The organism is Ruegeria sp. BG10, assembly GCF_056538575.1.
This window is the reverse complement of sequence record NZ_JBQFTI010000001.1, coordinates 1,594,906-1,621,781: the sequence shown is the minus strand read 5'-3', so window position 1 is coordinate 1,621,781 and position 26,876 is coordinate 1,594,906. Positions and strand designations below refer to the sequence as shown.

The 26,876-nt window shown below is 50.8% G+C and carries 28 protein-coding genes; 18 read left to right on the top strand and 10 right to left on the bottom strand.

The genetic code is table 11. The features are described 5' to 3' along the window. The first annotated feature begins 53 nt into the window (after positions 1 to 53). From ACR0D8_RS08005 to ccoP, 12 genes are all read left to right on the top strand, one after another. Positions 54 to 848 carry a hypothetical protein gene (locus ACR0D8_RS08005; RefSeq protein WP_480645654.1) on the top strand — a complete coding sequence of 265 codons (795 nt, stop codon included), beginning with the start codon at positions 54 to 56 and terminating at the stop codon, positions 846 to 848. After that, positions 845 to 1,699 (top strand): hexameric tyrosine-coordinated heme protein, encoded by an 855-nt coding sequence (locus ACR0D8_RS08000; protein ID WP_480645653.1) that lies wholly within the window; start codon positions 845 to 847, stop codon positions 1,697 to 1,699. Before ACR0D8_RS08005 ends, ACR0D8_RS08000 begins: the two co-directional genes overlap by 4 nt. A gap of 14 nt (positions 1,700 to 1,713) precedes the next feature. Next, on the top strand, positions 1,714 to 2,013 hold the full coding sequence (locus tag ACR0D8_RS07995; protein WP_480645652.1) for a DUF1330 domain-containing protein: 300 nt from the start codon (positions 1,714 to 1,716) through the stop codon (positions 2,011 to 2,013). Between the two features lie 93 nt (positions 2,014 to 2,106). After that, the gene (locus ACR0D8_RS07990; RefSeq protein WP_480645651.1) at positions 2,107 to 2,586 is read left to right on the top strand and encodes a Dps family protein; all 480 of its coding nucleotides are present in this window, start codon (positions 2,107 to 2,109) and stop codon (positions 2,584 to 2,586) included. A gap of 284 nt (positions 2,587 to 2,870) precedes the next feature. Continuing rightward, complete coding sequence (locus tag ACR0D8_RS07985; protein WP_480645650.1) at positions 2,871 to 3,227, top strand: DUF3088 family protein; 357 nt, start codon at positions 2,871 to 2,873, stop codon at positions 3,225 to 3,227. Between the two features lie 103 nt (positions 3,228 to 3,330). Continuing rightward, positions 3,331 to 3,828, top strand: coding sequence for a hypothetical protein (locus ACR0D8_RS07980; protein ID WP_480645649.1), 498 nt, complete (start codon positions 3,331 to 3,333; stop codon positions 3,826 to 3,828). Then, positions 3,825 to 4,232: a group III truncated hemoglobin gene (locus tag ACR0D8_RS07975; RefSeq protein ID WP_480645648.1), complete on the top strand. Its 408-nt coding sequence runs from the start codon at positions 3,825 to 3,827 to the stop codon at positions 4,230 to 4,232. The genes ACR0D8_RS07980 and ACR0D8_RS07975 overlap by 4 nt, the downstream gene beginning before the upstream one ends. Before the next feature lie 16 nt (positions 4,233 to 4,248). Further along, positions 4,249 to 5,010 carry a DUF2189 domain-containing protein gene (locus ACR0D8_RS07970; RefSeq protein ID WP_480645647.1) on the top strand — a complete coding sequence of 254 codons (762 nt, stop codon included), beginning with the start codon at positions 4,249 to 4,251 and terminating at the stop codon, positions 5,008 to 5,010. 105 nt (positions 5,011 to 5,115) lie between these two features. After that, positions 5,116 to 6,732 carry a cytochrome-c oxidase, cbb3-type subunit I gene (gene ccoN / locus ACR0D8_RS07965; RefSeq protein ID WP_480645646.1) on the top strand — a complete coding sequence of 539 codons (1,617 nt, stop codon included), beginning with the start codon at positions 5,116 to 5,118 and terminating at the stop codon, positions 6,730 to 6,732. A gap of 4 nt (positions 6,733 to 6,736) precedes the next feature. Next, on the top strand, positions 6,737 to 7,468 hold the full coding sequence (gene ccoO / locus ACR0D8_RS07960; RefSeq protein WP_480645645.1) for a cytochrome-c oxidase, cbb3-type subunit II: 732 nt from the start codon (positions 6,737 to 6,739) through the stop codon (positions 7,466 to 7,468). Then, a complete protein-coding gene (locus ACR0D8_RS07955) occupies positions 7,465 to 7,626 on the top strand; it encodes a cbb3-type cytochrome oxidase subunit 3 (RefSeq protein WP_480645644.1) in 162 nt (53 codons plus the stop codon). Before ccoO ends, ACR0D8_RS07955 begins: the two co-directional genes overlap by 4 nt. Next, positions 7,623 to 8,495 carry a cytochrome-c oxidase, cbb3-type subunit III gene (gene ccoP / locus ACR0D8_RS07950; protein ID WP_480645643.1) on the top strand — a complete coding sequence of 291 codons (873 nt, stop codon included), beginning with the start codon at positions 7,623 to 7,625 and terminating at the stop codon, positions 8,493 to 8,495. Before ACR0D8_RS07955 ends, ccoP begins: the two co-directional genes overlap by 4 nt. Before the next feature lie 370 nt (positions 8,496 to 8,865). Here ccoP and ACR0D8_RS07945 read toward each other — a convergent pair whose 3' ends face one another. The 5 genes from ACR0D8_RS07945 to ACR0D8_RS07925 are packed head-to-tail and all read right to left on the bottom strand — an operon-like array spanning position 8,866 to position 12,745. Continuing rightward, on the bottom strand, positions 8,866 to 9,660 hold the full coding sequence (locus ACR0D8_RS07945; protein ID WP_480645642.1) for a formate/nitrite transporter family protein: 795 nt from the start codon (positions 9,658 to 9,660) through the stop codon (positions 8,866 to 8,868). Then, positions 9,635 to 10,201, bottom strand: a complete 567-nt coding sequence (locus tag ACR0D8_RS07940; RefSeq protein WP_480645641.1) for a hypothetical protein — start codon at positions 10,199 to 10,201, stop codon at positions 9,635 to 9,637. The genes ACR0D8_RS07945 and ACR0D8_RS07940 overlap by 26 nt, the downstream gene beginning before the upstream one ends. Beyond that, entirely contained in the window at positions 10,201 to 10,791 is a 591-nt protein-coding gene (locus ACR0D8_RS07935; RefSeq protein ID WP_480645640.1) for an SCO family protein, read from the bottom strand. Before ACR0D8_RS07935 ends, ACR0D8_RS07940 begins: the two co-directional genes overlap by 1 nt. Next, positions 10,788 to 12,242 carry a cbb3-type cytochrome c oxidase subunit I gene (locus ACR0D8_RS07930; protein ID WP_480645639.1) on the bottom strand — a complete coding sequence of 485 codons (1,455 nt, stop codon included), beginning with the start codon at positions 12,240 to 12,242 and terminating at the stop codon, positions 10,788 to 10,790. Before ACR0D8_RS07930 ends, ACR0D8_RS07935 begins: the two co-directional genes overlap by 4 nt. Further along, the gene (locus ACR0D8_RS07925; RefSeq protein WP_480645638.1) at positions 12,239 to 12,745 is read right to left on the bottom strand and encodes a cupredoxin domain-containing protein; all 507 of its coding nucleotides are present in this window, start codon (positions 12,743 to 12,745) and stop codon (positions 12,239 to 12,241) included. Before ACR0D8_RS07925 ends, ACR0D8_RS07930 begins: the two co-directional genes overlap by 4 nt. A 98-nt stretch (positions 12,746 to 12,843) precedes the next feature. Here ACR0D8_RS07925 and ACR0D8_RS07920 point away from each other — a divergent pair, with 98 nt between their 5' ends. Together ACR0D8_RS07920 and ACR0D8_RS07915 are read left to right on the top strand one after the other, a co-directional pair. Beyond that, positions 12,844 to 13,317: an RrF2 family transcriptional regulator gene (locus tag ACR0D8_RS07920; protein WP_480645637.1), complete on the top strand. Its 474-nt coding sequence runs from the start codon at positions 12,844 to 12,846 to the stop codon at positions 13,315 to 13,317. 132 nt (positions 13,318 to 13,449) lie between these two features. Then, positions 13,450 to 14,013 (top strand): MarR family winged helix-turn-helix transcriptional regulator, encoded by a 564-nt coding sequence (locus tag ACR0D8_RS07915; RefSeq protein WP_480645636.1) that lies wholly within the window; start codon positions 13,450 to 13,452, stop codon positions 14,011 to 14,013. Positions 14,014 to 14,023: 10 nt separating this feature from the next. Here ACR0D8_RS07915 and ACR0D8_RS07910 read toward each other — a convergent pair whose 3' ends face one another. Further along, complete coding sequence (locus ACR0D8_RS07910; RefSeq protein WP_480645635.1) at positions 14,024 to 14,440, bottom strand: hypothetical protein; 417 nt, start codon at positions 14,438 to 14,440, stop codon at positions 14,024 to 14,026. A gap of 310 nt (positions 14,441 to 14,750) precedes the next feature. Next, a complete protein-coding gene (locus ACR0D8_RS07905) occupies positions 14,751 to 16,196 on the bottom strand; it encodes an MFS transporter (RefSeq protein ID WP_480645634.1) in 1,446 nt (481 codons plus the stop codon). Between the two features lie 360 nt (positions 16,197 to 16,556). On the opposite strand from ACR0D8_RS07905, the gene ACR0D8_RS07900 reads away from it, so the two are divergent. Continuing rightward, on the top strand, positions 16,557 to 18,041 hold the full coding sequence (locus tag ACR0D8_RS07900; protein WP_480645633.1) for an NAD-dependent succinate-semialdehyde dehydrogenase: 1,485 nt from the start codon (positions 16,557 to 16,559) through the stop codon (positions 18,039 to 18,041). 25 nt (positions 18,042 to 18,066) lie between these two features. Beyond that, complete coding sequence (locus ACR0D8_RS07895) at positions 18,067 to 19,689, top strand: thiamine pyrophosphate-binding protein (protein ID WP_480645632.1); 1,623 nt, start codon at positions 18,067 to 18,069, stop codon at positions 19,687 to 19,689. Between the two features lie 260 nt (positions 19,690 to 19,949). Here the strand turns inward: ACR0D8_RS07895 and ACR0D8_RS07890 are convergent, their stop codons facing one another. Both ACR0D8_RS07890 and ACR0D8_RS07885 read right to left on the bottom strand, forming a co-directional pair. Then, entirely contained in the window at positions 19,950 to 21,386 is a 1,437-nt protein-coding gene (locus ACR0D8_RS07890) for an amidase (RefSeq protein WP_480645631.1), read from the bottom strand. 31 nt (positions 21,387 to 21,417) lie between these two features. Continuing rightward, the gene (locus ACR0D8_RS07885) at positions 21,418 to 22,305 is read right to left on the bottom strand and encodes a polysaccharide deacetylase family protein (protein ID WP_480645630.1); all 888 of its coding nucleotides are present in this window, start codon (positions 22,303 to 22,305) and stop codon (positions 21,418 to 21,420) included. 155 nt (positions 22,306 to 22,460) lie between these two features. Between ACR0D8_RS07885 and gcvA the strand changes: the two genes are divergently transcribed. Then, positions 22,461 to 23,471 (top strand): transcriptional regulator GcvA, encoded by a 1,011-nt coding sequence (gene gcvA / locus ACR0D8_RS07880; protein WP_480645629.1) that lies wholly within the window; start codon positions 22,461 to 22,463, stop codon positions 23,469 to 23,471. Positions 23,472 to 23,508: 37 nt separating this feature from the next. Here the strand turns inward: gcvA and ACR0D8_RS07875 are convergent, their stop codons facing one another. Further along, complete coding sequence (locus ACR0D8_RS07875) at positions 23,509 to 24,885, bottom strand: aspartate ammonia-lyase (RefSeq protein ID WP_480645628.1); 1,377 nt, start codon at positions 24,883 to 24,885, stop codon at positions 23,509 to 23,511. 432 nt (positions 24,886 to 25,317) lie between these two features. On the opposite strand from ACR0D8_RS07875, the gene ACR0D8_RS07870 reads away from it, so the two are divergent. Then, on the top strand, positions 25,318 to 26,853 hold the full coding sequence (locus ACR0D8_RS07870; RefSeq protein ID WP_480645627.1) for a sugar ABC transporter ATP-binding protein: 1,536 nt from the start codon (positions 25,318 to 25,320) through the stop codon (positions 26,851 to 26,853). Positions 26,854 to 26,876: the final 23 nt, after the last annotated feature.

The window sequence follows — 26,876 nt, the reverse complement described above, 5'->3', positions numbered from 1 at the left end:
GGCCACTTGGTTCCAAAATGCCGGCCGGAGAAGCGAAACAAAAAATACACCAAATGAGTGATGACGCATCCAAGCGGATCAATACTCTGGTTTCAGTTGTGCCCAGAACTGTCAATTTCACTGAGGAGTACACCATGAGGCGTCCAACCATCTTTTCGCTACTCTTGCTCACCGCTAGTCCGGTTTTTGGTCATGAAATCGTAAGCTCGGTCGATCCAAGTAAAACCCCTGCTTTTGACATTACCATGGGCGCGGCAACGACAGACGGGCGGCTCACGACCTTCATTATGGAGGTGGCTGGTGTCGCGGGAAGTAAAAAACCTTCAGCCGTCGGTCAGGTGGCCGGCTCCAAAGTAGAGGCCTATGTGTGGCCCACTAGTCTCGACCCCGCCGTTGTTGGATTTGACCCTCAGTCTGGGATACTAGCGCTTGCCATCACAGCCCACCCCGATTTCGACGACACGCCTCTCTTTGACGAAAACGCCGATGGAGATCCAAACAACGATGGTGCCGACTGGCACTCACATTGGGTCGTCCTTGTAGAGGAGGAAGGGTGCGGTGCAGGACTGAAGGTGCGCGATGTCTCTCCCGGCGTTGACCTGCTCCCTGCAACCGCCCCATTATTCCCGATTGCTCTCGACAGCCCTGGTATGAGTCCAATTCTTGACGGCAAAATGGCTATCGTGACGGTTCCAGTTGGTGACACCAGTAGTATCTCGTTCGATGCCGTAACAGCTGAACTACAGGTCAACGAAAGTGAGGAAGTACCACTACTTTGCGTGACTGGTGTTCATGACGTCGCATCCGGTGACTTGTCGCTTCCAGGGCGTGTAAGGGCCGAGAAATGATGGGTGTCAATCAATCGTTGGCAAACCTTTTGTTGCTAAGTTCAATCGCGTTTGGCAGCTCGGCTTTTTCAGGTGAAATGAGCACCAAGAGTTCTCAAGGCCGAGCCAAGCCGTTCACTGACCATTTCAAGGGTGAGTTGATCAACTCAAACGGTGTAGTGATTGGTGAAGTGAGGGCAAAAGCCGGTCCCAAGGGCATGCTTCTGCAAGTTCGCGCGACAACTTTGCCGGTTGGGTTTCACGCTGTTCACATACATGCTGTTGGCGATTGCACAGATCACGACACCTTTGAGTTGGCAGGTGGCCACGTTGCTCATGACGATGACTCATTAAGTCACTCGCATGCCACAGACCTCCCCCGTGGCGACCTGCCAAACCTGTACGCCCACAAAGACGGGACGGCGAACGCCGACTATTTCGCAGGACAGCTCCAATCGGACGATTTCCGTGACGCAGATGGTGCTGCTTTGATCATACACGCGCAACCCGACAACCATTGGTCGGAGCAAAGCGGGAGTGCAGGACCGCGTATTGCTTGTGCCACGTTCAAACCTTGCGAAGCAGAAGAACAATGTCAGTGGAGAAATACCATGAATGAGACCCCCTCGGTTTTCCCCGAAAGCCTCGTAACTGAGACGCCGCATGATGGTTTCGAGCTTGCAATCAAGTTATCCCGCCTTGCCGTCAAGGCAGCTCAGTCAGACGTCGAGGTACTGCAAAAACTTCGACCGGTGTACTCCACAGACGCGGGTAATCTGATCGCCAGCAGTCATGTCGTTGCGGTTCACTTTCAGACAATAGCAGCAGCGAATGACCACTGGCGAGATCGACAACTCGGACAACATCACTGACAGAGGAAATGCCAATGAGCGCGTTCTTTCTTTTTGACAATGTGGGAATCCATAACCCTCAAACCTTAGTGAAGTATGTCGAAAAGCTTGCCCCGGTTGTCGCTCAACATGGCGGTAAGTACCGGATAGTTGGTGGCAAAGTCATAGTCTTGGAAGGACAATGGCAGCCAACCTATCCAGTGTTGATCGAGTTCAATACCTTCCAGGAAGCCAAAGCCTGGTATCACTCGGAAGACTACGCGCCTTTGAGACGTTTCCGCCATTCCACGGAGGAGAACAACGCTGTGCTCATCGAGGGCTTAGCGAACGCATAGTGCTGCGAAAACTCACGGACATTGGTGTCGAGGAAGAAAATTAATCGGTCATCAATTCTCTGCGCCAAGCAACCGAACGACCAGGAGATCATCATGCAAGCGAGAGAACGAACAGTTGAGAAGCTCAGCGTCTTGCTAGCAAGTAGCTATTCGCTCGCATTGAAGACGCAGCACTATCACTGGAACGTGGCGGACCCAAGTTTCATCAATCTGCACAGTCTCTTTGAAGCACAATATGCAGCGCTCACAGGCGCAGTGGATGAATTGGCTGAGCGCATCCGAGCACTGGGCGCACGTACTCCCACGAGTTACTCAGAGTGTGCGCAGTTGACTCTGGTAGAAGAGGACAGAACAGGTCCAGCAGCGCCAGTTATGCTTGAAGTTCTTGCGGGTGACCACGCAACACTTGCTGTGACAGCGCAGGAACTATTGCGAGCGGCTTCGGTATATTGCGACGATGCGACTGCTGATCTTGCAACACGTCGACTAAGCGAACATGAGAAGGACGTGTGGTATCTTCGAAGTCACCTAAAGTCGCCAATGTCTCTCATGTCTGCATCGACAAGCCACTAGGTTCTGTCATTTGGAGAACACCCTAGAAATCAATGAGGACTTGAAAATCGGAAAGGAATGAGAGTGCAAAGCAGTTCACATGCGGGCGTCTTCTTTGCCAACCAAATAGCAGAAGTGGTTTTGGTAGACCCAGCGGGACGGAGCGGCGGCTAAATCGCGAATAGCACCAACCTTCAATCAGCAGGTGCGATCAAATCTGGCAGCATAAATGTCCTTTTTGTCAGCGACAAAGACAGGGGCTGCCGTGGAAACGACACAACAACTAAAAATGGACGATCATCAATATGACTAGAGCTACTCTCTATCTTTTAAGGACAGGATTTACCGACTCTGTTGCCGGCGACGGAGAATTCTTTTGCCCCCATTGCATAGAGGTTGAGGGAATGATGGCTGCTTTCCCAGTCATTCGTCAAAATCTCGATGTGAATTACGTTGGCTTTCAAAAACCCCGTGGATCTCTGGCACAGTATGTCGGCGACGCGAGTCAGTCTTGTCCTCAGTTGATCTTACTAGATGGGGATGACGAATTTTCTCACGGCTTGTCCCATCAAGGTATTGGAAATTCGAAAAAAATCGAGGGCGCTACGGAGATACAGGAATATCTGATCCAGAGGTTCGATCTTCCGCGACGTCACCCTTAGCACACTGGTCGAACGCGGGTGGGCGCAATCGTCGCACTGTCAAATAAATAATTAGTATTTTATATGCTAATTAAAGAAACGCTCGTCAGGCTGGGTGAAGAAAATGATTGGAACTGAAGCGAACAGAATCGTAGGACGAAATGCCGACACCTACCGGGCAAGAAATTGGTCGAAGGTAGAGCCACTTGTCGCAACTTGCCTATTGATTTGGGCGGGTGTGGCAATTGGCGGAGATATGATCGCAGCTCCGGCCAAATTTCAGGTTCAATCGCTCGAGCTTGGGGAATTGTTGAAAGTAGGTCGTGCCCAGTTTGCGTGGCTTGCGGTGGCAGAGTGGCTTCTTCTTTCTGCGTCAGCTGCTCTGTTAGCGGTCACCAGGCGGGTGCTTCCGATTTCCTTTGTTTTGATCGCGGTCATTTTTCTGGCACAGCAACTTTGGTTGCAGCCTTTGCTTGAGGATCGCAGTGACTTGATCATTGCCGGAAAGGAACCAACGTCCGCTAATCTCCATCTGACTTTCATAGCGTTGGAAACCTTGAAGATCTGTCTCCTGATTTTTGTGGGATTTCGCTCAATGCCCGCGAAAGGGGCGAGAGCATGAAACACTCCAATCTGACAGCACACCAAATTGAAACACTTGTGGCAGCTTTTTACGAGAAAGTGCGGAGCCATGAGATTCTAGGTCCAATTTTCACATCTGTAATCGGGACTGAAGCTTCAGAGTGGCGGGTGCATGAGGCAAAAATCGCAGCATTTTGGAGAAACGCTGTCGGTATCGACAAGAGCTACTCCGGAAACCCAATGATCAAACACAGTACAAACCCAAAAATCCAAAAAGATCATTTTCCTGTTTGGTTGGCTCTGTTTAGGGAGACGGCAATGTCCAATCTTCCACCCAGTGCAGCCGCCGAAATCGCTGATCTAGCAGATCGCATAGGCCAAAGCCTTTCTTTCGGAATTGATCAGTTTCGGAGCCGTGTCAATCAACCACCGAAGTTAACCTAAAATGGGTGAGGGCGCGATGAACACCGAATACTTGAGGCAAAGAGCTAGAGTTTCTGATGAGGCTGCCGGCGTTGTTATCACACGTTGGTTGCGCTTGGCGTGTTCGGACTTTCGCTCTCACCTCTGGGTCTCTTTAGCTTATGGGTTCGGGTTGGTTGTTGTTGGCTGGGTCATCATTCTATTTCTACTTCGGTTTGGGCTAGGTTGGATGATCCTTCCGTTAATTTCGGGCGCAATGTTGCTTGGCCCGGTCGTCACAGTGGGTCTGTACCGATTGAGCAGAAGGTCAAAAGAACGCCTTGTTGAAGACGTTTCGACCTCAGGGCAGGTCTTTCTCGTGGGCGTGGTCATGATGGTTTTGGTTCTTGCCTGGATACGTGCAGCCACGCTTCTCTTTGCTGTGTTCTTTGGTCTCCACCCTTTCGCTGGTTTTCTACAGACCACCGTAACACTGCTTTCAACGAATGAAGGCATTACCTTGGTAGTGTTGGGGTCTCTCGTCGGCGGGCTGTTTGCTTCATTCGGATACGCGATATCTGTGTTTGCTCTGCCGATGCTCGTTGATCGCGAGATCGATGGGTTTTCGGCTATGGGCCTTAGCTTCAACGCCACTATTCGGAACTTTAATTTGATGGTGGCGTGGGGGTTTTGTTTGACCGTCCTGTTCGCAATAGGCGTCGCGACCGGTTTTTTGGCGTTGATCGTCCTGTTTCCAATCCTGGGCTTTGCCACGTGGCATGCCTATGAGGATTTATTCGAGATGCCTGCCAATGCTTAAGAAGAACATCGCTCGCCCAAAGCAAATTCCAACGCGCATTGCGGACGAAAACTGCAAGCGATTGGTGCCTTGGGTGAAAACAAACTTCAAAGTGAGAGCTTCCTAATGAAACCCATCATAGAGCACTTGACCCTCCTGATCGCTCTGTTGGCTGTGATGGTGCTGGGCATCTGTATCCTCGGTTTTGGGCGAGATGCGGGATATGTTCTTCATGGTTGGCTGATTGCCATTTGTGCTGCAATCGGAGCTTTTCATCTCATCAACCGGATGACAGACCCCGAACCTGAGATACCGCTCGAATACAAGGACGACGTCATAAAATGGGGTGTTCTGGCTTGTTTTGCTTGGGGCGTAGTTGGCTTCACCATAGGTGACGTTTTGGCGTGGCAGCTTGCTATTCCGAGCCTGAACGGCGACCTTCCCTGGAGTAATTTTGGTAGAATCCGTCCCATCCACACAACGGCTGTAGTCTTTGGTTTTGGTGGAAACGCACTAATTGCAACGTCTTTCTACGTTGTTCAACGAACAACCAGAGCACGCCTGGCGAGTGAAACTATGCCGTGGATTGTTTTGGTCGGCTTCAACGTGTTCGTCATTCTTGCGGTCACGGGATACCCGTTGGGAATAACACAATCAAAAGAATACGCTGAGCCAGAGTGGTACGCGGATATCGTTTTGCTGGTCACGTGGGTCATATACTTCTGGCTCTACATGAAGACCCTGGCGCGCCGATCTGAGCCACACATCTATGTCGCAAATTGGTACTATCTGGCATTCATTGTGGTGATTGCAATGCTCCACACTGTAAACAATTTGGCTGTGCCAACATCTCTGACATACCCCAAAAGCTACTCCCTGTTTTCCGGTGTCCAAGACGCTATGACGCAATGGTGGTACGGCCACAACGCAGTGGGATTCCTGCTGACAGCAGGGTTCCTTGGAATGATGTACTACTTCCTGCCCAAAGCAGTGGAGCGGCCGATCTACAGCTACAGACTGTCCATTCTCGGCTTTTGGGGAATCACCTTCCTGTACCTTTGGGCTGGGTCACATCACTTGCATTACACCGCCCTTCCAGATTGGGTGCAGTACCTCGGCATGACCATGTCAATTATCCTCCTGGTGCCAAGCTGGGGAACGGTTTTCAATGGCGTCCTGACGCTGAATGGGGCTTGGGACAAGGTTAGAACTGATCCCGCAGTTCGGTTCATGTTGGTTGCCATCCTCTTTTATGGGCTCGCAACATTTGAAGGATCGTTCCTGGCAATCCGGCCAGTCAACACGCTCAGTCACTACACGGATTGGACGGTCGGTCATGTTCATGCCGGTGCATTGGGTTGGGTCGCGTTCATTACTTTCGGCGCGATGTACAAAATGGTGCCGTGGATATGGAGGCGTCAGGGAACCTACTCTCTTAAGCTTGAAAGCTGGCACTTCTGGCTCGCGCTAACTGGCACCCTCATCTACGTCGGCGCCATGTGGAACAGCGGGATCACCCAGTCTCTGATGTGGCAAACATATGAGCCAAACGGGGCCTTTACTTACTCTTTCATGGATACAGTAGACGCGATGAGGCCTTACTACACAGCGCGGGCCATTGGTGGGTTCCTCTATCTGCTTGGAGCGCTAATCGGGGCTTTCAACATCTACATGACGGTCAAAGGGAAGAGCGCCAAGGCAATCTCGGTGGACGCTCACCCTGTCCCGAGAGCAACAGGCTAGATCGATGAATACGCAACACCAAAAACTTGAGAGAAACGGGATCGTGTTCGCGATGGCAATTCTCTTTGTCGCATCACTTGGCGGGATATTTGAAATCGCTCCGTTATTCACAATTGAAAACACCGTGGAAGAAGTCGAGGGGATGCGACCATACACTCCATTGGAACTCGCCGGCAGGGATATCTACGTACGAGAAGGTTGTTACGCATGCCACAGTCAGATGATCCGTACTCTAAGGTCGGACGTGGATCGGTACGGGCATTTCAGTCTGGCAGCTGAATCGATGTATGACCACCCACATCAATGGGGCTCAAAGCGAACCGGCCCAGATCTCGCAAGGGTCGGGACGAAGTACTCCGATGATTGGCATGTTGCCCATCTCATCGCGCCTCGGGAAGTTGTGCCCGGGTCAGTAATGCCTGGGTACGCTTTTCTTGCTGAGCGCCGATTGGACACCGGCTCACTACCAGCTTCGATGAAAGCCCTCTCCTACGCTGGGGTGCCGTATTCGGCTGAGCAAATCAAATACGCAGAACGCGATGCCCTGTCTCAGGCAAGCCTCGATGGCGAATACGTTGATGAGCTTTTCGAACGATACGGCGAAAAGGTTCAGGCACGTTACTTTGATGGAAATCCCCGTCGGCTAAGTGAAATGGATGCGCTCGTAGCGTATCTGCAAGTGCTTGGAACTTTGGCAGAGCTGGATCAACTAAACATCGAGGAAATAGCGCGATGACACACGATGCTGTCCTGGTGTTTTCCAAGACATGGGGTGCGATTTACCTTCTTGTCGTATTTCTAGTGGCTGCGATTTGGACTTATTGGCCAGGAAGAAAGTCCATCTACGACAAAGCGTCGTTAAGCCCTCTTACTGAAGAGGAAATACAACGGTGACACATGAACAAGACGACCCTCTCCAAGAGAACACTACGGGTCATGAGTGGAATGGAATACGTGAGCTAAAAAACCCCGTGCCCAGAGCTTTTCGGATTTGGCTTTGGGTGTCGATCTTGGTTTGTGTACTGATGTGGGTTCTCTACCCTGCTTGGCCATTAATTGAGGGCTATTCTCGAGGTCTACTGGGATATTCGTCTCGAGTTGCCGTAAAACAGGAAGTGCGCTTGGCGAGCGCCCAGCAGGCAGTGAACTTCGAGCCGTTTGTTGCGCGTGATGTCGCCGCTCTGGCTCAAGACGAGACGCTTAGGGATCGTTTCGAGAAGTCAATTTCTGTACTTTTTGATGACAACTGCGCAGCTTGTCACGGCAAAGACCTGATGGGACAAAGGAAGTTCCCAAACTTGGCGGACGATCATTGGCTTTGGTCCGGCTCGCCTGAGGAAATCGAATACACAATTCAGTTTGGCATCAATTCACAACATGATGATTCACGCTATGCGGAAATGCCCGCATTTGGGCGCGATGAGCTTCTGACGAAAGCAGAACTCGATGACGTAATCGAGTTCATTCTGAAAATCTCCTCCCAAGGCCATGATAAGGAAATGGCAGGCCGAGGAGAAGTGATCTTCTCAGACAGCTGTGCGTCCTGTCATTCTGAGGGAGGTGTTGGAGGTTTGGAAAACGGTGCACCTAGCCTTGTTGATGAGGCGTGGATTTACGGATCTGATCGTCAGGATCTGAAGGAAACGTTATGGTACGGGCGCGCTGGAGTCATGCCTCACTGGTCGGGTCGTTTGACACCCGCTGAGATCCGGCAACTCACCATATACGTTGTTTGGGCGGGGATGGTCGACCGTGACAAGTAACCGTGAGAGACAGTGCAAACATATGATTGTGCTCATTATTGCCGTGCTACTGTTGAGCTATGTCGGAATGAAATTTTGGCATGTCCGGTTGGCCATTAATGCCTACGAAGGCCAACCGTTGTCAGTCGGTACTCTAGAGGTAGGCCAGTAGGGGTTCTTCAAACTGTTGCGCTTATCGATCTCGCAATAATGAGAAGATGAGCAGCTCTCGACTACGTTCTCAAAAACGTTGCTAGAGCACAAGATCGAGTGCGCAAAGCCGGGGCAGCGTGAACTCTTGAACCCAAATTGGAGCCTGCATTCAACAGACTCCAATCGAGCGTTACTCAACAAAGTTCTAGTGTCCCGTTCAAATCAAGCCGTTCAATATTCATTTGTCGGGCATCAGATCTCGCGTCGGTGTTCCGGCCGCAACCCAGTACCCAAGACCCATTATCACCGCACCGGCAACGGCATTTCCTACGGTGACAAAAAACAAGTTTCGCAATGCGCCTGCCAAGTTCAGACTTTCTGAGTATTCGGCGAATAGAGCGACGGAAAACACGGTCATGTTAGCGACCGAGTGCTCAAACCCTGCCGCAATGAAAGCATAAAGGCAGAACCAAATTATGGCTAACTTCGCCATGTCGTTTTGAGAATTCGAGCTTGCCCATATTGCTAGGCAAACCAACCAATTGCAAAGGACACCCTTCAGAAAAAGCTCATGCGGAGAGCCGCTTATTTTCTTGGCGGCGACTTCCATTATCAAGTTGTCTTGCTGACCGGCCAACACCAAGCCACCACCACTTTGGACAAAAATAAACCCCAGCAGTACGGCGCCAGCCAAATTTCCGATCCAACTGTAGACCCAACAGATCGTCAAATCGTTCAAGGTTGTTCGACGCGTTAGCAGGCCATGCGTCATGTACATGGTGTGGCCAGTGAACAGTTCGGATCCGGCAAAAATCACAAGCGTTAACGCTAAGCCAAAGCTAGCCCCCATAACAATTGGACGCAGGCTTATGTCGACCCCTTGCCCAACTGAAAAAATCAGCAAAATACCCAAGCCGACGTAAGCTCCTGCCATCATTGCGAGAACCAAAAACCCAATAGGATTCTTTGACAGATACGCTCGCTTCTGCGCGGCGGTTTCAGCGAATTTAGTTACAGTGGCGCGGTAGTCCATTGCGCGGTTCCCTAATAGAAGCTGTGGTTTGTCCGACGAACGCGGGAGTGATCCAAAATACGACCAATGCTGCGGCAACAATAACGAAGCCGATGCCTAGCCGGTATTGATCACCTAACAAGTAAGAGTTGCATATTCTGATTGGCGCGTGCGTGTAGAGAAATCCCAGAAAAAGCAGCATGGAAACGGACTGCGCCTTCAGTATTCCTCGTAATACAGGACCCAAACCGGGCCATGACACACCGAGTGGTAGACCCACCAACAAAGGCAGCGAAACGAATTTCGCCAAATGCCAGGTGTCGGACGAAAGCGCAGCATCTAGAGACCGCGGGAGCATCCAAATTGCCCCGGCAAAGAGCGCGACAAGCAGCATAGGCGCTCTCGCGTGGCCTGAAGATTTTTGTGAGTTTGAAAGCAGATACCCGGCAGCCGCCAACAATGGAAACTGCACAAGAACATGCACAACCGGATCACTCGCCACCCAAGCTTGTACGACGATTGCCAGTGTGAAGCACGTGGTCGATGCCAACAGACGCGTCATTACAGCTCTGCTCGGATCGCATCCTGGATTTCATCAAAGGAACGCGTGTCAAACGCCCCAGCAAATTTCCCTGTACGATTGATCAAGAGAACAGCGATGTTGTGCTGATAACCTCCCCATTCATCGGGGATCACTGTGACTTGGAAAACTTCGAGCAGTTTTTCCAAATCCGCTTGGTTGGGTCGTGCTACCGTCCAAGGCGAACCGGTCGCAGTATGCAGCTCCGCATATCCTTGCATGGCGTCCACATCGTCAACTTCCGGATCGAAGCTAATTGAGTACATCGGAACAGATAAACCCGTCGATGCAAGGTGGTCTCTGAGTTCAGCAAAGTCACCGCCCGAAGCTTGGCAGACTGTGGGGCATGTCGTGTAGATGAACTCCACCAAGGCAGGACTATCTGATGGCAGTTGCTTCCAACTGCCATCCATTGTCTCAAGTGCGACGTTGGGAACGGGCTTGGGATTTTCAGCAATTGTTATCCGACGCGCGCCTTCAGCAGTGATTGCACGAAACCCGTCGGTCGCTTCGCTGACGGCAAGACAACCTAGCGCTAGTGTGCCGATGGCAAGCGCGACCTCGGTATTCATCGCGCTTTCCTCAACATTTCGATTGCAAAACGAGCCACGAGTCCTGCCGTTGCCAATACGACGATAATCGCAAAGAGGCTCGCGAGTTGACTTTGGAGTTGCCATTCTTCGTAGTGTTCAGCCCACCGCCTTGGAATTGAGCTAGCTCCAGACCACAGGAAGATCAGGCAGAAACCGATGGCGCCGAAAACATATGAGCGGAAGACAAGCTTATCGAGCGTGCTCATCCCAACATTCAGGCCGTTACGCACGAGCCAAACGGAGAAACCGAATGCCATGGCGACTTCGCCTAGCAAAAGGTAAATGTGGAAATGACCGGGGACCCACTGCGTATTGTGCATTACTTTGTTCACAGCAACCATGCCGTCGATAACCGCAGGAATTGAGCCCAGTCCCCAACCAATGACGCCAAGAGCCAATAGGCTAGCTGGAAGGTCCCACTTTATTCCTGATCCTCTGATATACGCGCATAAGGAAAACACGGTGATCCCAATGAGCGGAACTCCAGAGGCATAGGACACAATCTGCCCGACTGCCATCGTCCAGGCAGGCATGTTTACGTCTTGAAGTAGGTGGTGGAAGTAGACAGCCTGGACAAAAACAACCACCGCGGCCCAGCCGGCAACCAACAGACGTGTGGATTTCCACGGCCTGCCAGTGTAGCTCGGGATTATTTCGTAAACAGCGGTAACAGCCATGTAGATGGTGGCATTGATGAACACATGTCCGAAGAAGTAAATTGCGTTCTTTGCAAGCAATGGATCAACTTCGAACTCGGGGAAGATCAAGTTCACGATGCTTGCGGCCAAGACAGCAGCACCGAATACGATGCCGATTGTATTAAATACCAGTACAGAAGACGCCGCGACTATTGTTGGCGGGGGAACATTGTCCGCGTCTCCAGTAAACAAATAGCGCCAGCCAAGTCCTCCAAACAGGCCGCGGTACTTTCGCGATATTTTCAAGCCAACTTCAAAGTAGTACAGCAGGAATCCGACACCGATGGCTAGATAACCAAAGCAAAATGTCACAGCTGCACCTGCTTCCCAAGCTCCACCAGACAGTGCCGGCAGTGGAAAGAGAAACGTCCATGCTCCTCCGTATCCTCCGACAAAAATAGAACCCAGGATTAGGGCTACACCCAAAAGAAAAAGCCCTAGGAAGGTTACGTAAATCGCTGGTCTAAGGTCTACATAGCGAGCGCAAAGGAACCACATTATTGCGGCACCAGAGAGTGCTGCGGTTCCTACCATGCCAGCCCCATGTGCAGTCAGCAGCAGGTAGAAAATTGCTGGATCGAGTTCAATTGTACCGCCTTGAGCCATTCTCATTGCGAGACCGAAGATCATCATAAGGAGAAAAACGATGCCACTTACGAGCATTGTGAGCTTGACGAACTGGGTGTTCGCAAGAGTTGTCTGAGGCGTGTGATGGTCAGTTATCGAGGTCATTGGGCTTTTTCCACAACTTCAAATTCATAGGTCATGGCGTGATGGGCAACGCCGCAGAACTCCATGCAAAGAATGGAGTAGGTGCCAGTTTCTTCAAAAGTATGGACGACCTTGTTTGTGTAAGTTGGCATGGCTTGCACCTGCACAACCAAACGTGAGCTTGGGTCATAGATCCCTAAGCCGTGGTTCACATCTTCGGAAGTCACTCGAAATTCCACCTCCTGGCCCAGTGGGATTTCTGTTGTGTCAGTGTCCCACCACCATTGGCCGCTGGAGATGTTCACAATCAGCGCATCGCTGCTTGCGCTTCGATTGGGCCAGTCGCGCAGAGAGGCAATGGACACGACTATTCCGAGTGTTACTAAAAACCAAAGAAGTGCCGAGCGCGTATTATTGACAACACGCTGGCTGCCAGCGTTTTCGGTGGCCCATATTGTGCGCAGGCAGGCGGCCGCGAGAAACGCCATCAGCGCCAACGTCACCATAAAAACTGTCGATTGCATAACTGTCTCATTTGTTGCGAGTCGATACTTGATAGATAATTAGCATTGTAAATGTCAATTTAAAATCGCACTTGAGATGCGTATTATGGGGTGGCACAATGGCACACATGCTCCTATCAAAATTCTCGGACTATGCTCTTCGAATCCTCGTTCATTTAGCCGCCTCACCGGATAAGTTGTTGACCACACGTCAAATCGCTGAACTTCATCAGGCAAAGTACAATCACTTCACAAAGGTGACGGTCTGGTTAGCACAGGAGGGCTATGCAGATTCACTTCGCGGTAGGGGAGGTGGGCTCCGTCTTGCAAAAGACCCGACTGAAATTGTTCTGGGAGAAATTCTTCGAAAACTGGAAGCTGACAGGCCGCTAGTTGAGTGTTTTGGACCAGAAGGCGGAACATGCCGTCTGTCACCTGCCTGTGGCCTGGCGACAGCCTTGGAGGCAGCGCAGAACGCCTTCTTTGACGAACTCGACAAGTATACTCTGGCCGATACGATTAAATTGGCTCCAGGCATGGCCAGCCTATTGTCTTCCCTGGAGGCGAGTATGATCCAAAATTCAGAGTTATGAACCTACCCTTGGTTGGCTGAGGAGCATCAATCTTACCCGATAGGCGCACATAGCTCTCGTGACCGGAATGCCTAACGAAAATGGCCATTTATGGTATTGAACAAATAGCTTTTGACTCGATACATTGCCGGTATGAACACCGATACACGACTTCACATCCTGCTCGAACGTATGGGGCGCGTTTTACAGAACGACGGGTTTTCACAAGGGCTAAAACCGGTTCAATGGGAGGTGTTGCGGTACTTGGAAAAGGCGAACCGGTTTTCAAGAAGCCATTCTGCTTTGACCAGTTATCTCGGAACCACAAAAGGGACTGTATCTCAAACTCTAAAGTCCCTTGAGTCTAAAGGTTTGATTGAAAGAAACATTGATGAAAAGGATCGGCGCGGACTGCGATTGTCCCTAACGGCCGCTGGTTTCGAACAGCTTAAGGAGGATCCATTCATCTTACTGCAGAAGGCTGTCGAAAAGCTTCCGGTTGAAGTCGAACAACAAACTTCGGATACAATTCTTAAACTGCTGAGTGAAATCGTTCAGCAGCAAGACTGGAAGCCTTTTGGAGTTTGCCAAACCTGCAAGTTCTTTCAGCAACGTCACGAGCAAGGATCTCCAAGTTTTTGTCGGTTGCTTTCAGAACCGCTAACTATCGGAGACTCGCAAGCAATATGCGCAGAACACACATCAGATCTGAGATAAGTTCTGAATTCTAGCCACATTTTCTATGCTTCAGATCTTCCAAATTAGCTAGAGACTTATTGACACTGTCTAGAACTGCAAGAAGACCTGAACGCTTCGACAGTGAAGTGATTTGTTGAGCCTGTAGACTCTTTAGCTCTTCCTCAGCGGAAGCTCGAGCGAGCTTCAATTCTGTCTCAGCAATTTCGAGGCAGTCGCGGATCTGCTCTGCAAATTGGTAGGAGTTCGCGGAACCTGCCTGGTCTTCGTCCTCAAATACCTCCGCCAAGCCATGACGGGCATAAACCGTCCTAAGAACCTGACTGAAATCTGTTGAAGGAAGCGGTTTCAGCGCATTTGATCTCAAGTAGTCACGAATATCCGAACCCGCTCGTGCCATTGCCAGGAACTCTCGAAGAGCTTTTATCGGCAGTTCGAGAAAGCGCATGTCCTTCACTCACCTTATTCGTTTCGATACGAAACTAAATAGAGTGAGTCTGGCGGAAAACCAAGGGTCCTATGGCAACAAAACTTCGACTTGCGTGGCAAGAGTTGTAAACGGCGCCGTCGTAAGTTCTGTATGGGCGTCGGGGTTTGTGTTTCGAACAACGGGATTCGAGGTTTTGAAGCAGGTTCAGTTTGGTAGGCGGGTTGTCCGTCCTGTCGGATGCTTGGATATAGTCTTAGCTTTGCCTAAGGTCGGCACAGTTTTTATTTTGGCAGCTTTTGAGTGCGAGGCAATCCGTTCAGATTTGAATTTAGGGTTCCATTTTTGAATCCAAAGTTCTTTTGAGTAGTGCCCGCACCGCCAGCAAGGCCAGCAGGGCAATTGCGGCAAAGAACAAAAACATCCAAAAAGCAGAATTTTGCAATCGAGAGATGTTCGAATACTCTTGAAAGCCAGTCAGGTTTCCGATGAACCCAGAAAATGCAGCCCCGATTGCCACGGCAAACATTTGTACAGTAGACATCGCTGACGCTGCCTGATCCCTTTCTTTTTCTGAAGTGAATTGAAAGGCCATGGTATTGAGGTGAGGCCAGCCCACTCCTATTCCGGCCCCCAATGAAATCAATACGACCGCCAAGACAACGACAAACATCGTATTGGCATGAGAAAGTGGAATTAGCGGCGCCAAGGTCAAAGAAGAAGCGCAGATTAGGCAAGGCCCAAGAAGCAAGATTGTCGGCACCAATTGCTTCCGAGTTTTTGCCGAGATCACTTCAGACGCGGCCCAACCAATAGATACCAATGCAGCAAGGTAACCCGCGGATATGGGCTGAAAGCCGTGCACTTTTTGGAGAAAATAGGGTAGAAAGAACTCGGCATTGATGCAGACAATTAACAGTGCCATGGCGGCAATTGCCCAAAACAGTGGATTGTCAAAATTCATTGCCCCAGTGGGAAAGAGCTTTGGCTCTTTGGCTCTTTCACGCGTGACCAGAACGGTGATCAGCATTCCGGCACCAAGTAGCGACACACCCGACGTAATGGGATTGTGGCTCGCTCCTCCAATTGAAACTGCTAAAACCGATGCGGCAAGCAGTGCCAACTGAATGAATGCGATCTTTGTACCGGACGTGCCAGTCGGTTCTTTGTTGGGTAACACCACGTTGACAAGAATGACAAAAACAGCCGTTGCAGGAAGCATGGCTCCAAAGCCGAGGCGCCAGGCGTCAAACTGCGCGAACATCCCTCCAATTGCTGGACCAAACAACATCGTAACACCCCAGGTGCCAGACAACAGGGCTAGGGCTAGTGGCCAAAGCCGCTCGGGATAAAGAAGAACAATCATCGAGTAGCAAAGGGTGAATAGGATGCCACCACCAGCCCCTTGGACAATTCGTCCGGCCAGCAGGTTAAACATATTTGGCGCTGTGGCAGCTAACAAACACCCGATAGAAAAGAGGAGCCCTGCGACTGCGAAGCTCCGTTTAATGCCAACCCAACGCATAAACTTACCGGTAATTGCGGCGCTGATAATAGCAGCGACAGTGGCAAGCGACGACGTCCAAGAATAGAGATGTTGGCCTCCAATATCAGTAACGATTGAAGGTAGCATAGTCGCGGTGATCGTAAGATTTACTGCATGCAACGCTATTCCACCAGCTAGAACCAGTGAAATTGCAGAGTACGGTCCTCCAATGAGTTCACGCCAAGACACCTCGTCAGTGCCAACATTTACTTTAGCGTCCGAAAAAGACATAGCTCACCCAATTTGTAGCGATTCGAAACTTATTTTCTTCTTAAGTGCTCAACCTAACTTGAGGTCAATACAGATTTTTCGTCACGTCGCTGAGCGGCGTCGAGCTCGAAATACTCGGATGGTACATAGCGATTAAGCTTGCTTTAAGCCGTTTCTACAAAAGGCTGACAGCTGTTTTGGCCTGTGTCAGTGGCCTCCAGCGGTGAGAGAAAAAATTGTTTGTAAGTTAAAAAATAAACGAAAAAACTAAAATACGCATAATATTTTGTTCCTGACTGCGCATCCAATTGTCGTTTGTCCGAGGTTGCCGCCTGCGCCAGATTTACCGCAGGCGTTAACTCGACGGCACCGGATGGAATTATGAACCAAAGATCTCAAATTGACCTTCTACTTGATGACAGCGCCAAAGCAGCTGCAACAGTTATGCTTGAAAAAGTCGTAAGTAGCTTTCGACGCAGTTCTGAATCTAAAGCTACGATTGATGTTCAAAATCCGAGCACTGGCGAAGTGATAGGAGCTGTAGCTAACGAGGGTGCTGTCGGCGTTGCAGAGGCCGTCAGTAAGGCAAGCGAAGCGCTTGGCGCTTGGTCGGAACTTCTGCCCAGAGAGCGTGGCGCAATTATGATGCGCTGGCATCGCCTCATTCAAAAAAACTCGAATTCACTCGCTGCGATGATGACATTGGAGCAAGGAAAGCCAGTAGCTGATGCACAAGGCGAAATTGCCTACGCGGCTAGTTTTATTGAATGGTTCGCTGAAGAGGGAAACCGGCTTTACGCGGACACGATTCCTAGCCACCTGCCAGGTAAGTCAATGAAAGTAACTCACCAACCTGTTGGAGTGGTTGGAGCCATTACGCCTTGGAATTTTCCATCTGCGATGCTCACCCGTAAGGCAGCTGCAGCCATGGCCGCTGGGTGCACCGTTGTTTCGATACCATCCAAAGTTACCCCATTTTCCGCAATGGCGCTGGAAATGCTGGCTCGCGAAGCAGGTGTTCCCGAAGGTGTATTCCGGGTTGTGACAGGCCACGCGAGGGAACTTGTGTCAGAGTTGTGTGCCCATACCGAAGTGCGGGCCGTGTCCTATACAGGGTCAACCGAAGTTGGTCGCAATATCATGGAGCAATGTTCAGCGACGGTGAAACGTGTATCGCTGGAACTGGGTGGACACGCTCCGTTTATCGTATTTAGCGACGCTGATCTTGAGGCCGCCGTTCAGGGGGCGATTTCTGCCAAATATCAAACAGGTGGCCAAGACTGTCTGGCTGCCAATCGAATTTTTGTGGCTCGCAGCCTCTATGATCAATTCGTCACCCGCTTCACCGAAGAAGCCAATAAGTTGGTAGTGGGTGACGGGTTTGATACGGCAGTAGATATTGGTCCGCTAGCGTCCAATCCAACACTGCGCAAATCAATGGAGCATGTTGAGGACGCCGTCAAAAAAGGTGCCCGACTGATGTGCGGAGGTGAGCAGCCCGAACAGGGCGGTCTTTATTTCAAGCCGACAGTGTTAGCAGACGTAACTCCGGACATGAAAATCACCTATGAGGAAACGTTCGGACCCGTCGCGGCCTTAATGCCGTTCGACAATGAAGAAGCCGTAGTAAAGGCGGCCAATGACACTGAATATGGCTTGGTCGCATATGCTTACACCAACGATGTAACGCGGGTTCAAACACTACCGTCCAAGCTAGAGTACGGAATGGTGGCTGTGAACACTGCAAAGCTGACCGGCGCACCCATTCCTTTCGGTGGTGTCAAACAGTCCGGCAATGGCCGAGAAGGCTCACGTCTGGGAATCCTTGAATTCACTGAACCGCAGTATGTCTGCATTCAAGCCTGAAACTTCTAGCTCGGGAATAAAACCAATGACAAAGAAAGTGGCTCAAACTGTAATTGAAGGTCTGCGTGATCGTGGGGTTAAGCATGTCTTCGGCGTTCCAAGCGGTGGCTGGGTGGATTTCATGGAGGCGATCCGCAATACCGACGGGATTGATTTCGTATTGACGGCCCATGAAGGCGGTGCGGGTTTCATGGCTGATGTTGCAGGGCGCCTAACGGGTGTTCCTGGTGTCTGTTTTGCTACATTCGGCCCTGGCGCCACGAACCTCGCGACCGGCGTTGGTTCCGCCCAATTGGATCGCTCACCGCTTATTGCACTCACAGACGAAATGTCTGCGGCCAACCGTGATCGCGTGGTGCAGATGAACATCGACCATCAGGCGTTGATGGAACCGATTACCAAAATGACGACTCGTTTAACCACCGACAATGTAACTGAAACGTTGGACAAAGCCTTTGAAGTCGCAACTACTGGTCGCCCGGGTGCGGTTCATATTGGCATGCCGGTTGATCTAACCGCTCAACCCGCCACGCTGACTGAAGCCACTTCCAAGCCCGCTTTAGTGCCCATGAAGGCTTCGAGCGAGGTGATCAATGCAGCAAAGTCGGCCTTTTCTAAAGCGCGTAAACCTGCAATGGTTCTCGGCTTGGGCGCGGTTCGCGCGGGCCTTCAAGAAGATATCCTGAACTTTGCAGAAAGACACAACATCCCTGTCGTTTTAACGCCAATGGCCAAGGGAATGATTCCTGAATCTCATCGGTCCTATGCCGGCGTGGTGTTCCACGCCTTGAGTGACAAAGTCGGCGAAATCCATGCTCAAGCAGACTTGATGATTGCCATTGGCTACGATCCTGTCGAGTTCAACTACGAAAATTGGCTTCATCCGATGACGCTGATCAACATTGATGATGCGCCTCTGGACATTGATAAGTCGATTTACACGGACACCCTTCATGTGGGTGGTGATATAGCGTCCAATTTCCGCGCTTTGGCGAAAGTTGAAAATACAGATAACGATTGGGACATGGACGACGTTCGTAGTCGCATGGATGCAATTTTTGCTCAGATGCGCCCCGGAAACGAAGAGTTTGGTCCATGCGCTGTGTTGGATACCCTGCGTGAAGTTTTACCAGATGACGGCATTATGGCGTGCGATGTGGGGGCGCATACCCATTTGATTGGCCAAAAATGGGAAACCCGCGCGCCTATGACCCAGTTAATGACAAATGGATGGTCAGCTATGGGGTTTGGGCTGCCGGCAGCGATTGCAGCTAAACTCTGCCGTCCCGAAACTCCGGTTTGCGCGGTACTGGGTGACGGTGGGTTTCTGATGACCGCAGGAGAGCTTTCAACAGCTGTTCGGGAAAACCTTAATATTGTCATCGTGATTTTGACCGACAACGATCTTGCCCTCATCCGTATCAAACAGCAACGCAAGGGCAACCCGATTTTCGGTACGCCGGTTCGCGGTCGTGAAGGAAACATCGGTGGCGACAACCTCTTCGGTGTACCTGTGATGCAAGCAAAAGATCCAGCCGAACTGCAAGTGCAGCTGGAAGAGGGATTCAAGATGGAAGGCCCAGTAATTATCGAAGCGCTGGTAAGCAGCGCAGAGTACGACAAGCTGGTCTTGTTCAAGGATAAATAGACCCCTAAATAACACTCCCCCAGTACCTGGCCGGCGCCGAAACGCGTCGGCCTTTTTTTAAATTAGAGAAGAGAAAACATCTATTTACATTCAGACTATTACACGGTTCTGGAGGTGTATCGTCTTTGACCGTTAGACCATGCCCTTAGACTCAAACAGTGTCGGATCAGCGTTCGCCAAATACATTAGTTGGGCAGGGTCTAATTAACATTCGGTTGAGGCTTAATGATGCCACGACGGCATATTCACTAAGAAAAGTCTTAGCTAAAGCTGTCACGAAGTACCGCATCAAGTTCGCATGCGAGCTTGAGCAACTCGTAGTCAGAACCGAATTTCCCAACAACTTGAACAGCAGCGGGAACTAAGTCATCTCCAGAAACCGGGATGCTGATGGACGGTAGACCAAGTAAGTTGACCCATCGGTTCAGTGACAAAAGCTCAAGCGACAGTTTCCCGATGGCCTGCAGATCACCGTCGGCGCCCCATTCAGAGACTGTAAGGCCGTCGCGGTTGATCACTGGCGCAAGTATCCAGTCGCAATAAGCAAAGATGCTGCGGTCGACGTGTTCAACACAAGTTGCCCTGTTGGCTTGCGCGATTTCATACGTTGTGTTTGGCACAGCTAAGCCAACCATGAGGCGTTTTAGCACGGAGGTGGGGTATTGTTCTGGGTACTTGGCTATGCGCGGTGCATGAAAGATTCCCGCCTCGTACCCAGTTATGAGCCCTGCGGTCGCGTTCATTCGTTCCAGGTCCAGTTCGGCGACTTCACCGCATTCTAGTCCAAGTTGACGCAAGGCTACTGTTATACCGTTAAGCCCCATTTTCGTATTCGGACTGGCTTGCGTAAAAAGCTCGTTTGGTATCCCAGCAATTGATTTTTCTCGAAGTATAGCGGTCTTTTCGGGTTGCGTTGCAAGTACCTCGAAGGTTGACTGGATGCTCACTGGGGATTTCGCAATTAGTCCAATGGTGTCTTGGGTTTCTCCTAGTGGCACCGAGCCCTGTACTGGAATAGCACCGCGACTTGGTTTGAAGCCATATACACCACACAATGCGGCTGGAATTCGGATCGATCCGCCAGTGTCGCTGCCAATTCCAATTTGGACCGCTCCGGATGCAACTGCGACTGCAGAACCACTGGAGGAACCTCCAACAAGGAGGCCGTCGCCTAGGGGGTTGCGTGGTGGCGGAACTTGCTCATTCAGCTCAATTGGGAGGTAGCACCAAGCTGACAGTTTGGTTGTAGCTGCAATATGCGCACCTGCGGTACGCAGCCTTGAAATCAGAGGCGATTCTGGCAAGTCCAGATCTTCTGGCGGGTTTGCCAAACCGGCGGTTGGGTGGTGACCTCCAAATCTAAAAATGTCCTTGACCGCAACATGCATCATATTCGGCGATTTTGGCGGATCGAAGACCGAGCGAAAGCACCCGGTCTCCTTTTGCGCTTGCTCGAACGTGATTTCGGGCGTTACAGCCACATTGAGAAGCAGATCCTGAACGGCCTCTTTGGCAAAGCCAGCATTTTGGGTCTTTTCAGTTTCTGTGGCGGATTTTGCATCCGGGTTCAGCTTCTGAAATTGAGCCACCACGGACGAGGCCGCTGCTTCTTTATCTGCATGGCTGAGCGTGATCCCAAATTGATCAAGGTTATGGTCCAGATGCGCGCGCGCCTCTTTGAGGATATCGCTCTGCATTGTATGAACCTCCGTCTGCCAAGTGTTTCAGTCACTTGTCGTTTGCAGGGAACAACCCAGCATAGTGATTTGCGATTTCGCCGGCTGTTGCAAACCAAATGTCATCAGAATGTTGGTTGAGAAAATCAAGTACACGACGGAACTGGCGGATGCGAAAGGGCTGTCCCACAATGAAAGAATGTATGGTGATACCGCACGCCAGTGATTGACTTTTGGATTGTTCGAGCATCTCAGCAACATTGTCTATGCACATGTCCGCAAATGCCGTCGCTGTTCCGTCATGGAGTACTACCATCGGCACATCGTTAACTTCATGTGGGTATGGAACGCTTAGCAGTGGACCATTCTTTGTCGTCATCCAAGTCGGCTGATCGTCAATCGGCCAGTCCAGCGTGTATTTGTAACCGAATTCAACCAACAGTTCTTCTGTTACTGCGCTTGGATGGGCACCGGGACTCATCCAACCCTGAGGTTGAACTCCGCTATGCTTTTTGATGATTTCGGTGACTTGTTTGATCATTTCGCGCTCTTCAGCAGGCGAAAGATGGTTGGGGTGTTCCGAATTTGTGTGCCCATGCGCGACGATTTCGTCTCCTCGCGCGGCATAGGCCTGGATTAACTCGGGGCAATGCTCGTAACAGCCGGAGTTCAGCAGAACGCTCATCGGCAGTTGATATTCATTGTAGAGCTCTAAGAGCCGCCAACCACCGACGCGGTTGCCGTATTCACGCCAACCCCAGTTGTAGGAATTTGGATGCTCCAAGCCGGGTGAATAGGGCAACCCACCACCGGTCCCATAAGAAAAGTGTTCAACGCATAGGGCTGTGTACACCGCCATTCTCTTTCCGCCCGGCCACGAAAAATCAGGGCGATCTGTGATAGCGCTATAAGGAAATCTGTTATTAGGCTCGATTTTCATAAGTGGCTCTCAGTTCTGTGTAGTGGTCCCAGCCATGTACGCGGGAGAGGGGGGATAAAATCTGCTTTCTAACGCGACACGGTAACGCCAATTGCGCGACGTACATAAATTTTCCACCATCTACTCGGCTTGTACAAAGCAGAATTCATGCTATTATGCATTACTTTAAGTTATTTGTCATTGAGGTTGAGATGGCGCGCCGGTTTCCTTCGCTCAATGCCCTGCGGACGTTTGAGGCGGCCGCTCGGCATCTCAGTTTCTCGGCAGCTTCAGATGAGCTAAATGTGACCCAGGCCGCTGTGTCACGCCAAATACGAGCCCTAGAAGATGATCTTGGAGTCAAACTTTTTAAACGTATGACCCGAGCAGTAGAGTTGACTGAAGAGGGAATTCTTCTGTTTCCTCCCTTACGGGATGCACTTGATCAAATAGAACGGGCTACAAACAGGATCTGGGGGAACAAAGGCAGCGGAATACTCACTATCTCGGTCCTTCCCACGTTTTCAGTTAAATGGCTTATGCCACGCTTGCTGGATTTCTCAGAAAAGCACCCGGACATTGAAGTGCACCTGGTTAATTCAATCAAACCAGTTGATTTTGAAAAAGAAGAAATTGACCTTGCAATTCGTGTTGGGACAGTCGAGGCCGAACTAAACACAGAAGGAAGGCCGCGAATTGACCTGGTGATGGCTAAGGCTTGGGCACAACTCCAGGTTGCTCCTCTGTTACCCGACGAACTGATAGCAGTTGCTTCTCCTGGTTATGTTGAACGGTATGGTGAGATAACTGACGAGGCGCAGGTCGGCAGCGTGACACTGATCAACATGGCGACGAGACCCAATGCTTGGAGCGATTTCTTCAAGGCTATACGCTGGGAAGTAGATATGCGGCAGCATGAAATCTCCTATGGCCATTTCTTCATGACAATTCAGGCGGCGATTGAAGGGCGGGGAATTGCATTGGTTCCGCAGGTGCTAGCACAAAGAGATATTGCCGCAGGCTTGCTTGTGCCTGCAATGCACCGCCGCATTTCCAGCGACGGCCGTTACTTCCTGATCGGGCGAAAACGCTCGTGGGATCAAGGTAAAGTCAGGATTTTCAAAGAGTGGTTGCTTAACGAGGTGCGGGCATCTTCTGGAGGCCGCCAGGTTGAGAGTCACGAATGAAATCTGCTTTATGGACTGATGCCCTAATGGGCATGGATTAGATCGGAAGTAGTCGCTCCAATTCAGCCGGATCCATAAGTCCCTCGCTGGATATAACCTCCCTTAAAGACAATCCCTGTCTCAGCGCAGCCTTTGCCGCGAAGGCTGCCTTTTCATAACCGATCACAGGCACCAGAGATGTAGCTTGTGTCACACTTTTCTTCAGGAGCTCCGAGCATCGTTCTTCGTCAGCTTTAATTTCTGCTACACATTTTTCATTTAACATTTTTGCTGCCCGGGTCAGAAGGCGGGTTGAGTTGAGGATGCTGTAAAAAATAATTGGTTCCATAGCGTTTAGCTGCAGTTGTCCTGCTTCTGCCGCCATAGTCACAGTGACGTCTCGTCCAATGATCTCGTAGGCAACTTGATTCACGGCCTCAGGGATTACTGGGTTAACTTTTCCTGGCATGATCGATGATCCCGCTTGAACGGGCGGTAAATGGATTTCTCCAATTCCGGCTAGAGGGCCACTGCTTAGCAGTCGTAGGTCATTGCTGATTTTCGAAAGCTTCACTGCGATGCGCTTTAGGACTCCTGAGTAAGTGACGAATGCGCTTTGGTCGTACGACGCAGCCAACAGGTTTTCATGGGCGGAGAGAGGTTCTCCAAATATCTGAGAAAGATGCGAAACAGCCCGGTTTTGGTAACCATCGGGCGCATTCACCCCGGTTCCGACTGCGGTGCCGCCAAGGTTGATCTCCTTCAGGACTTCGGAAAGCTGCAGCAAACGTTCAATGTCGTTGCATATCGCATCGGAAAAGGCTTTGAATTCTTCGCCAAGGGAAATGGGGACTGCATCCTGAAGCTGGGTGCGCCCAACTTTCTGAATGTGAGCAAACTCCGTAGCCTTGGTATCAAAGGAGTGACGCAAGCTCTGGAGTTCAGCAACTAACGGTGCACATTGGCTGATCAAAGCCAACCGCATCGCGGTGGGGTAGACGTCATTGGTGGATTGAGAGCAATTCACGGTGTCGTTAGGGTGAATTTCGCTGTAGTCCCCTAGCACTAAACCAAGCTTCGAAGACGCGAGATTAGCGATTACTTCGTTCGCATTCATGTTTGTGGACGTGCCTGCACCGCCTTGAATGACATCCACTACAAAGGCGTGGTGGTGCTGTCCGTCGATTATTTCATCACACACTGCAATAATTGCATCAGCGGCTCTTTTGGGAATTGCTCCTAACTCGCAATTCGAGAGTGCTGCCGCTTTTTTGACCATGGCTAGCGAGCGTACGATTTCAGGAAAGTCGCTCAGTTTGACGCCCGACAGGGCGAAGTTATCCCGTGCACGAGCAGATTGAATACCATAGAGCGCATCGGCGGGTATCTTCAAGGTGCCGATGCTATCGTTTTCGGTGCGATACTCGCGGTTCATAATTGCCTACTCCAACTTGAGCTTTCGTGACCGAATTGGCTTATCTCGCGGGAAAGGCTCCACATAGTGAGAGATCCTTCAATAGACTTTTGGTCGCTTTGCCGAAGTTAAGCCCAAAAAATAGCCTGATTGACGGCGTCACATAACTTTTTGTTCCTTTAGTGCTTGGTTAAATGTCATGGGTGCCGGTATGAGCGCTCTAAGGTTTGGCAGGCGACCAGACCAAACCGTTCTCTTTAAATGAAACACGAGCAAGCAGGGCAGCCTTGACCAGGGTGCCATCGTGAAAGAGTGCCTAAAAACCATAAAGGTAGAGCTTTGACAGTATCATGCATAACAAAAAGTAAATCATTCCGGTATCAATAGTCGGTTGTGATTTCAGCAGACCACCGACCTACTAGAACGAACAGTTGCACCATCGGGAGTTGGATAATGGCGAGCGCCAGCGCAAAGAACACTTTGATCTCGCTGACGGGTATAAGCAAGGTCTACCCAGGTGCGGTAGCGCTGTCCGGTGTCGATTTTGATCTTCGCCAAGGTGAAATACACGCTTTGGTGGGAGAAAATGGAGCGGGGAAATCATCGCTGATCAAAATCTTATCCGGCGATACACTTGCCAGCGCCGGTAAGATTAATGTCGGCGGGTCGTCGGTGCATTTCACTTCCCCTCAGGATGCTAGAGAAGCTGGTATCGTAACGGTATTTCAAGAGCTTACAGTAATTCCGAGCCTTTCGGTCGCGGAGAACGTCGTACTTGGGAACTTGCCGATGACTGGACCAATGGCTTCAGTTTATTCGCGCAAAGCGGCACGGGAAACGGCCCAGAGAATATTTGAACGTATGGGGATTGATTTAGACCCAGACGCAAGGGCCGAAACGCTGTCAACAGGTGAAATGCAATTGGTTGAGATTGCTCGAGGTTTGGTTCTGGACCCGCCGGTTTTGATCTTAGATGAACCGACGGCTTCACTGTCCGACGTCGAAGCAGAACAGCTTTTGGGCATCATGAAGCAGTTGCGTGAATCCGGCCACAGCATGATTTTCGTGTCCCACCGCCTCGATGAGGTTTTGGACGTATCAGATCGTATCACCATTTTGCGCAATGGCGAATTGATTGAAGTTCGTGACCGCAAAGACGTCCGCGACACCAATGAACTCGTTAGCATGATGGTTGGGGGTGTGCTGGAAAAACTGTTCCCAAAGGTCAATGACAATATTGGGAGCGTTCATTTTCGGGCCGAAGGTCTGACCCGCGCAGGCGTGTTCGACGACGTTTCCTTTGAAGTGCGGTCAGGTGAAATTGTCGGTTTCAGCGGTCTTGTCGGAGCGGGCAGGACTGAGGTGATGCGCTCAATCATAGGCGCGGATCCTCTGGATAGTGGCAGCATCGTGAAAAACGGCGTGCATTTCAGGGCGCGCAATCCGAGGCATGCGATTGAAGCGGGCATATCCTACCTGTCCGAAGACCGGAAAGGTTCCGGCGTGGTGTTGTCCATGTCCGGTTACGAAAATGTCGTGATGTCGGCAATGCCCCGCATCTTCCCATCGGGATTCATCAAGTGGAAACAGGTTCGCTCCATCGCGGAGGAAATTTCAACCAGGATGCGTTTTCGTGGGCAATTGTCCAATGACACTTCGACGTATTCAGGCGGTAACCAGCAGAAGATTGCTATTGGCAAGTTGATCCTATCCGGGGCGGATCTTCTCATTCTGGATGAGCCGACAAGAGGTGTTGATGTCGGAGCAAAAGCTGAAATCTACCAACTGATCCATGAGGCCGCCGAAGACGGCGCTGCGGTTGTCGTTGTTTCATCTGAACTGCCAGAACTCGTGAACGTTTGCCATCGCATAGTCACGATGTCGGCAGGCAAAATTATCAAGGAATTCTCGCGGGAGGATTTCGACGAAAACCAAATCCTGCAAGCCGCTTTTGCGGGTCACGCAACCGGGCATGGGGCGGCGGTATGACAGCCTAAGGACGTCTTTAAAGA